Genomic DNA, 10,738 nt, shown 5'->3' with positions numbered 1-10,738 from the left:
CACGACACCCTGGCCGACCCGAAGGCCCCGTGGAAGGCCGCTACCGGCACGTGATCATCCTTGATTGCGGAGGCACTGCTGCTCACGCGCCAAACCAAAGACTCACGCTGCCGGTGGGCAAAAAGGTGGGGAGCGGCCCAGTGGGCGGCTCCCCTATCTAAGATCTCGCGCCAAGCGCTGCAGCTAGGTTAGCACACGTGAGCGCTGACCCACCGCTGTCGAGCAGGCTGCTCAACGCCGACCCGGTCGGACGTCACGTCATCGCTCGACTACTCGACTTCTTCGCCGACACCACCCCCTGGCCTCGCCGGCTCTGGGACCTCAGCAGCATCCTCGCATTGCGGGAGATCGCCCAGGCGGGTGACTGGGTACGTGACCGCGTCCTCTCAGCGGGTGCCCTCGGCTGGTACCGGCACGCGCTCGAGCGGCAGCTCGGACCCGACCGCGGCCTGGGCAACAGCGCCCTGCGCCGGGAACTGACCGCTCTGCTGCGCTCGGAGCTGGCGCCCGACAGCCGGGAACGCCGCCGCCTCGTCCAACTGCTACCCATGATCACCAGCGGCTACCTCGGCCGCTGGGCTCTCGCGGTCGACTCGCCCCAGCCACCCTCGCCGGAGCGGCTCGCCCGGGCGATCGCCACCCACCTCCTCGACAGCGGGCACAGCAATGGCAGCCTGCACAGATGGGCCCACGCGCTGAGCACGAACCCCGACGCAACCATCGGTGATCTACTCGCCGAAGCGACGACACTGGCTGAACGCGCTGACCAGGAGTTCGAGGTCCTCGTCCCGTTCATCTCCGTACCCGACCCCGGCCGCCTTGCCGCGCACCTTCCTGAGTGGCAGTCCCCCGCCGAGACTTCGGCATGGCTCGCGCAACACGGCGTAGCCGAACCGCCCCGGCACAACGGCGCCTTCGTCTACACCTTCCACGCGAAGGATCCGGCGGCCGCCGGACGGGCCGCGGCCGCCAACGTCCAGCGGCTAGAAGCTCGCCGCACCTACGCGCGAGGAGCACCGCGACCGCTCGTCCCCGTCGGGCGGATCTGGGTGGCCGGCCACCCCCGACCGCTTCCCCTCGCCCCAGCGAGCCGCGGCGCCAACATCCTGTCCCTCGAGAGCGAGGGCACCATGTACGTCACCGACGCCGGTGAACGCATCGACGAGGCACTCGAGCTCGCCGCCCCGCTCAACGACGGCTCAGTCGCCACCGCAGCCACCGGAGCGTGGGCCGCGATCGAGTCGCTCCTGACCCACCCCGGCGACCAGGCCGACATCGAAGAAGGCAAGGTCGTCGCCGCCGACCGCCTTGCAGCCATCGTGACCTGCTCCTGGCCCCGAGCGGAATTCACCGCCCTGTCCTACCGACACCGCCCCGGCACCCCCGACGAACTCGCGCGCGCCCTGGCTGCCAGCACGCGCAACCTCGACAGGAGCCGCGCACTCGCCCAGAACCTCCGCGGAGAAGACACGCTCACGCTGGCGAGACCGACCGACGTCGCAGCCGCACAACGCATGCGAGCCGTCCTCGCTTCACCACGCGCGCAGCTCGGTGATGTCCGTTCCACCCTCTGCGGTGTCTTCCGCCGGCTCTACCGCCAACGCAACATCGTCGTGCACGGAGGCAGCACCTCGGCCATCGCCCTTGACGCCACCGTCCGCACCATCGCCCCCCTCGTCGGCGCCGGCTTCGACCGCCTCGTCCACGCCCAGATCACCAACCGGGTCCAGCCCCTGGAACTCGCGGCACGAGCGGAGAACTCCCTGATTCTCGTCGACGACCCACTTGTCGAGCAGCAGCTCATCACCCGATCGCCGGATCTCCACCCCGGCGCGGGTCGAGCTGGCCGTCGTCCCCAGGGCGGCCCCGGCGGCGGCACCGCCGGCGCAGGGCGCTGCCCCGGCGTACCGGGCGACGTTGGTCCGCGCCTCGACCAGGATCCGGTAGGCGGCCACCTCAACGGCGGCCGGGAGCTCGCCGACGCCGTCACCGGTCACTGGGACCGCAAGCGTCCCGTCGCCGGCGAGCCTTTGGCCGTGCCGTCATGGAGCGGCATGATCAGACATCAAGCCTGTGCCGTTCGATGTAGTCCCAGTCCAGCTCCCAGCCCAGGCCCGGCCCGTCGGGGAGGGTGAGGGCTCCGTCAACGATCGGCGGACGGTTAACGACGAGCGACCACCAGAATGGGTCCCGGTCGGGGTGGAAGCACTCAGAGAAGGTCCCGTGCGGCACGCTGCCGATCAGGTGCAGGCTTACCTGGGGTTCCTCGTGGTGACCCATCGCCACGTCGTAGGCGGCCGCGATCGCCGCCGTGCGGCGCCAGGCGGTGGGTCCACCGGACCAGGAGGCGTCGAAGTTACATACGTCGACGGCTCCCGCCTCCATCAGATCGCGGCATCCGCTCGGGGTGAGCTCGCTCTGCCCGGCTGCGACCGGGATGCCTCCGATCGCGCGGACGTCGTGGAGGGCGCGCCGGTCGTTGTGCCAGCGGACCGGCTCCTCGAACCAGCGGACGCCGTACGGCCGGACGAGTTCACAGAGCCGGACCGCCTCTGCGACGGTATAGCCCTGGTTGGCGTCGATGCACAGGACGAAGTCCGGTCCAGCGGCCTGGCGGGCCTGTGCGACCCGATCGGCGTCCTCCTCAGGACTGCGCCCGCCCACCTTGAACTTCACCCCGGCAAGACCCAGCTCCTCCCGGTAGTAGCCGATCTCCTCGGAGATCGGGCCGAGCGGCTCACCGTAGTAGCCGCCGATCGCGATCATCGGCACCCGGTCGCGGGCACCGCCCCACAGCCGCCAGAGCGGCTGGCCGAGCGCCTTACCGACGGCGTCCCACACCGCGGTGTCGACCGCCGCGAGCGCCACCAGCCCGATCCGGCGGTCCCGCAGGATGTCGAACGTCACGGGGTACACCGCCGCCCAGCACTTCTCAGTCGCCATTGCGTCCATGCCGATGAGGACAGGGCTCACCTCCTTGCGCAGGACGTCGACGATCTCGGCCGCGCTCGCATCCTCGTCCCCCACATAGGCCTCACCCACGATGCCCTCGCTGGTGCGTAGACGCACGACGACAGTCGTGCGGTGCGTCATGCGGTAGTAGCTGCCGCGGAACTCGCGAGACAACGGGGCCCGGACGGGGACCACTTCCACGTCCGTGATGGTCAGGGGCCTCAGGCCCAATGGAACCTCCGGGATCGGGTCACCGCGATGAGATCGTCGGCGTGTCAGGAGCAGCGCGTCGCTGCGTCAGCCGAGCACGAACGGGTCTCGTCGGGTACCTGCGAGGTCGACCCAGATCGCCTTGGTCTCGGCGTACTCCCGCACAGCGTCGACTCCGCTCTCCCGGCCCCACCCGCTGAAGCCGCTGCCGCCGAACGGGACGTCCGGAGCGACCTTCCGGTACGTGTTGATCCAGACGTTGCCGGCACGCAGGCGGTGTGCGATGCGGTGCGCCCGGCGCACGTCGGAGGTCCACAGCCCGGCAGCGAGGCCGAAGCGGGTCGCGTTGGCGATCCGCACGGCGTCGTCCTCGGTGGTGAACCGCAGGACCGCCAGCACCGGGCCGAAGATCTCCTCCTGGGCGAGCTCCATGTCCCACTGGACGTCGGTCACGATCGTGGGCCGGTAGAACAGCTCGCCGCGGGCCGGGTCGGTCGACCCGCCCGCGGCCACGCGACCCCCGTCGGTGGTTGCCCGGGTGACGAACCCGCTCACGACGTCGAGCTGTGCCCGGTTGGCGAGCGGGCCCATCTCGGTGCCGGGGTCGAGCGGGTCGCCCAGCACGATGGCGCCCGCCCGCTTGGCCAGCCGGTCCACGAAGTCGTCGTGGATGTCGTCGTGGACGAGCAGCCGCGACCCGGCCACACAGGTCTGGCCGGATGCCGCGAAGATGCCCGAGATCACTCCGTCGACGGCGGCGTCGAGGTCGGCGTCGGGGAACACGAGCTGGGCGGACTTGCCCCCGAGCTCGAGGGTCGTGCGCGCCAGATGACCGGCGGCGCCCTGCGCGACCTTGATCCCGACCGACGGCGAGCCGGTGAACGCGATGTGCCGCACACCGGGGTGGGCCACCAGCGCGGCGCCGAGCTCGGGACCGCACCCGGTGACGACGTTGATCACACCTGGCGGCAGGCCCGCCTCCTCCGCCCGCTTCGCCAGCTCCAACGCGGTGACCGGGGTGTACTCGGAGGGCTTGACCACCAGCGTGCAGCCGGCGGCCAGGAGCGGGGCGAGCTTCCACATGAGCAGCGAGAGCGGGGAGTTCCAGGGCACGATGGCACCCACGACGCCCACCGGCTCGTGCCGGGTGTAGATCAGGAAGTCGGGGTTCTGGCCGGGGATGACGTCGCCCTGGAGCTTGTCGGCGATCCCCGCGAAGTACCGCAGCCACTCGGGGAGGGCCTTCGTCTGGACCGAGGTCTCGCGCAGCAGCTTCCCGTTGTCGGTGCTCTCCAACCGGGCCAGCTCGGCCGCGTCCCGTTCGAGGACGTCGGCGAAGCGCCGCATGTGGCGGGCTCGTTCGAAGCCGCTGATCCGGCCCCACTCACCGGCCATGGCCGCGGTGGCGGCCTCGACCGCGAGCTCGAGGTCCGCGGGCGAGGCGTCCGGCACGCTCGCCCAAGCCGCGCCCGTGTACGGGTTGGCGGTTTCGAACCGGGCGCCGTCGAGGGCATCGGCCCAGCGGTCACCGATGCGCATCGAGTAGCCGGCGACGGCCTCGGTGCGGGTGGACGGGGACTCAGACACCGGACTCCTCCTCGGCGAGACGCAGCTTGTGGCGGGTGAGCACCTGGTCGACCAACGCCGGGCACGAACCGAGGTAGGACTCCGGCACGAGCAGTGCCTCAAGCTCGGCCGCATCGGTACGCGAACTCACCTCGGGATCGTCGAGCAGGGTTTCCCGCAGCGTTCGCCCCGAGTCCCAGGCCGACATCGAGGCCCGGTACACGACCTCATGGGCCTCGGTCTTGCCGAGGGTGCCAGCCAGATGCATCATCGCAGCCTCGGACAGCATCAGGTCACCGAGCTGGTGCAGGTTGCGCCGAATCGCATCCGGGTGAACGACCAAGCCCTCGAGCAAGGTCGTGGTGCGTTCGAGAACGCCGCCGGCGAGGATGAACGACTGTGGCACGGCCGACCACTCGACCCCCCACATCGTCATGTCCCGCTCGTGCTCCTGGACCATCGCGGCGAGCATGTCACCCGGCGCATGCCGGTTCAGGATGGCGTTGGAGACGGCGAACTCGGCGAACATCGGGTTCCGCTTGTGCGGCATGGTGCTGCTGCCGACCTTGCCGAGCGCGAACGGCTCCTCGAGCTCGGCCACCTCGGAGCGCTGCAGCACCCGGATCTCGTTGGCGATCTTCCCGCAGGTGGCCGACAGCATCGCGAGCACACACGTCAGCTCGGTCAGGTTGTCCCGTGCGGTGTGCCAGGCGATGTCGGGCGTGCCCAGACCGAGCCGGTCCATCATCCGCCGGGCGATCTCCGGACCCTGCGGACCGAAGGAGGCCATCGAGCCGACCGCGCCGCCCAGCTGCCCGACGAGGACCCTGGGGCGGACCGCCTTGACGCGTTCGAGATGGCGCTCGGACTCCGCGAGGAGCACGGCGAACTTGAAGCCGAGTGTGATCGGGAGCGCGTGCTGGGCGTGCGTCCGGCCAACCATGGGGAGGTCACGGTGCCGCTCCGCCAGCTCGGCCAGCACATCGATGAACCTGCGCAGCCGCGCCTCCACCAAGTCCAAACCACGCCGGGACTGCAGCACAAGGCCCGTGTCGGTGACGTCCTGTGTGGTCGCTCCGTAGTGGACCCACGCGCCTGCCTCGCCGCTCAGCCCGGCCAGGACGCGGATTACCGGCACCAGCGGGTGCGCGGTCCGCTCGATCTCGGCGGCGATGGCCGCGAGGTCCATCTCCTCCGACCGTGCGGCCGCAGCGATGTCGCGGGCGGCCTCGGCCGGCGCGACGCCGCACTCCACCTGCGCCTCCACCAGAGCGACCTCGGTGTCGAGCCAGGCCTGGACCATGGCCCGGTCGCTGAAGACCGCCTTCATCTCGGCCGACGCGAACAGGGATCCGAGAACTCGGGAGTCGATCAGGTGTGCGGGCTCGGGTTCGCGCGCCGTGTGACGGTGCTCGTATGTGTCTGTCATGTCTCTCTCGCCGCTGTCGTGGGCCCCGGTTGCCGCGCTGTCGCCCGCGGCGTCAGTGGATGGTGCGCTGCAGCCGGACCCGGTAGCTGTAGTGCTCGGGGAGGAAGTAGCTGATCGCCAGCTCCACCACCGAACCGGTGGCGTCGTAGTACGTCCGGTCGATGCGGAGCACCGGGGTCTCCGGTGCCGCACGAAGGTGTCCCGAGATCTCCGCAGGCATCGGCGCCACCGTGATCACCTGCTCCGCGTCGGTGATCGGCTGGTCTGCCACAGCGTCGATGAGGCCGATGACCGTCGCCCGCTGCACCGAGCCGAGCTGGGTGAGCTCCGGGGATCGTGCAACCGTCCGGCCGACCTCGAGCGGGAGGAACACCCTCGTGGAGCAGAACGCTACTCCGCCGTGGATCCGCCGGAACGTCGTGCTCATCACACGCTCTCCTGCCACCCCGAGCCGACTCGCGGCAGCGGCGTCGACCGCCTCGTGCAACGGTATGAGCAGCTCGAACTCGGTGTCGACGGTAATTCCCATCAGGTCCTCGATGGAGCCAAACTGGCGCAGGTACTGGCCTCCTCGGTCGCTGGCGAACGTGCCCCGGCCGGGGACCCGGTAGACGAGCCCCTGACTGACCAGGTCCTGGAAGGCACGTCGGACGGTCTGTCGGCTCACCCCGCGGTCGCGGCTGAGCTCGGCCTCGGTCGGCAGCTTTGCGCCGTCGGCGAAATGGTCGGCGAGGATCGCGTCCCGGAGCTCGTTGGCCAGCGCACGGTAGGCGACGTCCACCCGCGTGCGGGCGCGCGGCACCGCTAGGTCACCGCGCCCGACGGAGCGCATTGTCGACGAACGGCTGTCCACCTCATCAGGAGGAGCATGCCGCACGGCGGACGGCTGGGTGGCGGACGGTGTCCTCACATCGAGAAGCCGATGGCACGCAGCTGGTCACGACCGTCCGGGCTGATCCGCGCGGGAGTCCAGACGGGCGAGAACACCCACTCCACCGTGACCGAGGGGACGATCCCGGACTCCACCAGCGCGGTGTGGATCTGGTCCTCCATCACCTTGGTCAGTGGGCACGCCGGCGACGTCAGCGTCATTTTCAGCGTGACGCCGCCGGCGGAGTCGATGTCGACGGAGTAGAGGAAGCCAAGGTCGACGACGTTCACCCCGAGGTCGGGGTCGAGGACCTCTCGCAGGGCCTCGTGGACCCGTTCGCTCGTCGTGGCGGTTGCTGTCGTCATGGCGTATCACTCCTCGTCGGGAAGAATGCGGTGCTGAGCTCCACCCGGATGGCGGTCGTTCGGGTCGTGATCCAGTCGGCTCGGCCGTGGGCGAGGCGACGGACCCTGGTCACCGGTTCCCCCGGTCCCACCTCGAAGGAGACGATCCGCAGCTGCTCGGCGGTCAGGCCCGCCTCGCGCTCGGCACGGGCGAGGGCCTCGTCCACCACCCGCACGACGGCCGGGCAGATGGTGCCGGCCGCGAACCGCAGTGCGTGGGCGGCCTCCGCCGCGACCATGCCCGTCACGCGGACCAGCGCCCGGGTCGCCTCGCGCTCCTCGATGCGGGCCTGGCTGGTCGACCCCACGAAGGTGCGGACCGTGCCGGGCGCGGCCGGGACCTCGATCGTCATCTGTCGCTCCTTCCCGCCGTCGCGAGCTTCTTCAGGCTCACCGACTCGTCCCGCAGCTGCTCCGCGGTGACCGTCACCCCGGAGTCGATCAGCCGACGGCCACCGAGGATGTCCACTCCGCGGTCGAGGGCGAACACGGCGCAGACCCGGCCCGCCGACAGGGAGATCATCGAGAAGTCGCGGTCGGCCAGGGAGCCGCGGACCACGGTCTCGTCGCACCCGTCGGCCCGGCCCACCTGCTGGATGCTGTGGGTGTACTGGTCGGACCAGAACCAGTGCGGGTCGGTGTAGGCCTTGCGCTCCCCGAGCATCGCACGGCCCGCGGCGGCGCCTTGGCGGACCGCGTTGTCGTGGTGCTCCACCCGGATCAGCCGGCCGTAGCGCGGGTGGTCGTGGGCGGCGACGTCCCCGGCGGCGTAGACGTCGGGCGCCGTGGTGCGGCAGAACCGGTCCACGACGATCCCGCCGGTGGCCCCGTCGACGGCCAGCCCGCTGTCCACGGCGAGCTCCGTCGACGGCCGTAGCCCCACCGCGACCACAAGGGTCGCGCACTCGAGTGGTCCGCGGTCGGTGGTCACCCGCACGCCGTCGACGTCGGCCCGCACGGTCTCGACCCGCTCGCCGGTGCGCAGGGTCACGCCGTGCTCGCGGTGGATGTCCGCGACGACCCGGCCCACCTCCGCGCCCACGACACGCTGCAGCGGTTGCTCGGCCATCTCCAGCACCGTGACGTCGACGCCGAGGGCACGAGCCGACGCGGCGACCTCGCAGCCGATGAAGCCGCCGCCGAGCACGACGAGCGGCTCACCGGGCACCAGCCGCTTGGCCAGCGCCTCGGCATCGCCGATGTCGCGCAGGTAGAGCACCCGGTCGCTCTCGACGTCGGGCAGCCTGCGGGGGGTCCCCCCGGTGGCCAGCAGCACCCGGTCGTAGCGGATCCGCTCCCCGTCGCCGAGTGTCAGAGTGTGCTCGTCGACGTCGAGCGCCTCGGCGGTCGTGCCGAGCCGCAGCTCCACGTCGTTGTCGTCGTACCAGCTCGACGGGCGCAGCTGCAGGTCCTCGGCACTGCACGCGCCGGTGAGGAAGCCCTTCGACAACGGCGGGCGTTCGTAGGGCGGGGCGTCGGCCGAGCTGACCAGGGTCAGGGAGCCGTCGAACCCGGCCGAACGCAGGGAGGCGGCCGCCGCGGCCGCGGCGGTGCCACCGCCGACGATCACGCACCGGCTGGGTGTCATCAGGCCACCGACACCCAGATCGTGCCGCCCTCAACCTTGGACGGGAACGTCGTGAGCGCGCAGTCGTCGGGGTTGATCCCCTTGCCCGACAGGGCGTCGAACTCCCACAGGTGCCGGGAGCAGACCAGGGTGCCGTCCTCGAACTCACCCTCGTCAAGGGCCCAGTCCTGGTGCGGGCAGCGGTTGCGGTAGGCGCGCACGTTGCCGTCGACGTTCATCAACAGCACTTTGACTCCGTCGACGGTGACGCCGGTCATGTCCCCCTCCCAGAGTTCGTCCTCGGCGAGCGCAGCCGTCCAGGTGCCCGCGGCTGCGGACGGGACATCGTTCACGGGAGCCACGGGATTACTGCCTCCAGACCTCATTGGCTTCGTAGGTTGTGGGCGGCGGCGCCGGGGCCGTACTCGCCGGCGGGGTGGGCGAGCCGGCCCCGGTGCCACCGCAGAGGGGCGATCAGCCTGCGGGCACCGCCGAGCCCAGACCCAGCTCCTCGTGGAACCGGGCTCGAACCGCCTGTGCCTGCTCCACGACGGACTCCGCGGGTCGGCCGTGCTCGGGCAGCGTGTCGAGCAGCGTCCCCAGGCCGTTGGCGGCGGCGTCCGCCCGGACGGACCACTTGGCGATCCACTTGTTCAGGACGTCGGCGTTGCCGGCGCGCTGGTCGAGAGCGTGCCGCACCAGCGCACCGGACCACCGGGCCCGACGCTCGGAGTCCCGCGCGAGGTGGGAGTTCACCAGCCAGGTGAGCTCGTCGCCGTTGTCCCGGGCCACCTCGCCGAGCTGGCGCAGCAACACATCGTCGAGCGTCGGGAGCAATACGAGGTTGAGCGCGGTGAACGCCTCCGCCCAGTCGAAGGTGATCAACGCCAGCTCGGTCGCCTTGCGGGTTGGCTGCCACGCCTGCGAGGTCTGCCACAGCCCGCGCTCGCCGGTGGCGAAACCACCATGCGGGTCGGCGATCTGCAGCTCACGGGTCCGGTAGGACACCTGCGTCACCCGGCGCAGGAGGTCCGCAGCGGCCAGCGCGGCCGCGTTCGTGATGTAGGACGACGGCGCGACGTACCCGATGTACGCCTCGATCTGCTGCGCACCGTGCAGCAGGAACCGCGACGGGGTGAAGACCTGGGACAGCGTGTGCCGCCATGTCGGCGTCGACGCTGCGTCGGACTCCGCCGACCCGTACTGCTCGAGCAGGCCGGAGATCTGGCTTTCCTGCTCGTCCTGCATGACGACGTAGGACCGGTAGGTGTGGGCGTCCGGGTCACGGAACCCGTCCCAGTCCTGCACCTGCAGCGGCGACTTCTCGCGGTAGGCGGTCAGCCACAGGTTCCCGGGAGAGGACGGGTTGCCCTCCAGCGGCGCCTTGCGGCCCTCTCGCAGTGTCCAGTTCGTCTGGTGGGTGACGATCTCGTACTCGCTGGGACGCCGCCGGATGTCGCCGAACGCGCTCCAGGTGCGCAGACGCGGCTTCGACGGCTGGGACCGCTGCGCCGGCGTCGGGGTCTCGCTCATGTCGTTCTCCTCAGCTCGCCGACGTCCGGGCGGGGCGCGGGCCCAGCGACCATTCGACGGACTCGCTCGACGTGTAGATGCGGCCGGAGAACGACGACATCATCGCCTCCAGCGAGCGGATCTCGAATCCCTCACCCAGGTGCCGCTTGAGCGACTCCGACGTCACCCGCAGATGGTTGGAAGCGTGGATCCGAACGTAGGAGGGG

At 70.7% G+C, this 10,738-nt stretch carries 11 protein-coding genes; 1 reads left to right on the top strand and 10 read right to left on the bottom strand.

All coding sequences use genetic code 11. The features are described from left to right. Positions 1–197: 197 nt before the first annotated feature. On the top strand, positions 198–2,135 hold the full coding sequence (locus PSU4_RS31640; RefSeq protein WP_186817259.1) for an integrase: 1,938 nt from the start codon (positions 198–200) through the stop codon (positions 2,133–2,135). On the opposite strand, the gene PSU4_RS29615 is transcribed toward PSU4_RS31640, so the two are convergent. The 10 genes from PSU4_RS29615 to PSU4_RS29570 form a co-directional block, all read right to left on the bottom strand. After that, the gene (locus tag PSU4_RS29615; protein ID WP_246115434.1) at positions 2,059–3,147 is read right to left on the bottom strand and encodes a mandelate racemase/muconate lactonizing enzyme family protein; all 1,089 of its coding nucleotides are present in this window, start codon (positions 3,145–3,147) and stop codon (positions 2,059–2,061) included. The genes PSU4_RS31640 and PSU4_RS29615 overlap by 77 nt on opposite strands. Positions 3,148–3,249: 102 nt before the next feature. Continuing rightward, on the bottom strand, positions 3,250–4,749 hold the full coding sequence (locus PSU4_RS29610; RefSeq protein WP_246115431.1) for an aldehyde dehydrogenase: 1,500 nt from the start codon (positions 4,747–4,749) through the stop codon (positions 3,250–3,252). Continuing rightward, positions 4,742–6,157 carry an adenylosuccinate lyase gene (gene purB, locus PSU4_RS29605; RefSeq protein ID WP_147115770.1) on the bottom strand — a complete coding sequence of 472 codons (1,416 nt, stop codon included), beginning with the start codon at positions 6,155–6,157 and terminating at the stop codon, positions 4,742–4,744. The genes PSU4_RS29610 and purB overlap by 8 nt, the downstream gene beginning before the upstream one ends. A 52-nt stretch (positions 6,158–6,209) precedes the next feature. Beyond that, entirely contained in the window at positions 6,210–6,959 is a 750-nt protein-coding gene (locus PSU4_RS32865) for a GntR family transcriptional regulator (RefSeq protein ID WP_281290755.1), read from the bottom strand. Between the two features lie 104 nt (positions 6,960–7,063). Further along, on the bottom strand, positions 7,064–7,393 hold the full coding sequence (locus PSU4_RS29595; RefSeq protein WP_147115766.1) for a metal-sulfur cluster assembly factor: 330 nt from the start codon (positions 7,391–7,393) through the stop codon (positions 7,064–7,066). Beyond that, complete coding sequence (locus tag PSU4_RS29590) at positions 7,390–7,785, bottom strand: uL22 family ribosomal protein (protein ID WP_147115764.1); 396 nt, start codon at positions 7,783–7,785, stop codon at positions 7,390–7,392. Before PSU4_RS29590 ends, PSU4_RS29595 begins: the two co-directional genes overlap by 4 nt. After that, positions 7,782–9,020, bottom strand: a complete 1,239-nt coding sequence (locus PSU4_RS29585) for an NAD(P)/FAD-dependent oxidoreductase (RefSeq protein WP_147115762.1) — start codon at positions 9,018–9,020, stop codon at positions 7,782–7,784. Before PSU4_RS29585 ends, PSU4_RS29590 begins: the two co-directional genes overlap by 4 nt. Beyond that, positions 9,020–9,352 (bottom strand): Rieske 2Fe-2S domain-containing protein, encoded by a 333-nt coding sequence (locus PSU4_RS29580; RefSeq protein ID WP_246115430.1) that lies wholly within the window; start codon positions 9,350–9,352, stop codon positions 9,020–9,022. Before PSU4_RS29580 ends, PSU4_RS29585 begins: the two co-directional genes overlap by 1 nt. 121 nt (positions 9,353–9,473) lie before the next feature. Then, positions 9,474–10,532, bottom strand: coding sequence for a ferritin family protein (locus tag PSU4_RS29575; protein WP_147115758.1), 1,059 nt, complete (start codon positions 10,530–10,532; stop codon positions 9,474–9,476). Positions 10,533–10,542: 10 nt separating this feature from the next. Then, a partial coding sequence (locus tag PSU4_RS29570) for an MmoB/DmpM family protein (protein ID WP_186817258.1) occupies positions 10,543–10,738 on the bottom strand: 196 nt, incomplete at its 5' end.

The sequence above is a fragment of the Pseudonocardia sulfidoxydans NBRC 16205 genome (assembly GCF_007989085.1).
Taxonomy (GTDB): Bacteria; Actinomycetota; Actinomycetes; order Mycobacteriales; family Pseudonocardiaceae; genus Pseudonocardia; species Pseudonocardia sulfidoxydans.
Note: the sequence above shows the minus strand (reverse complement) of the source record. Positions and strands in the feature narration are given on the sequence as shown.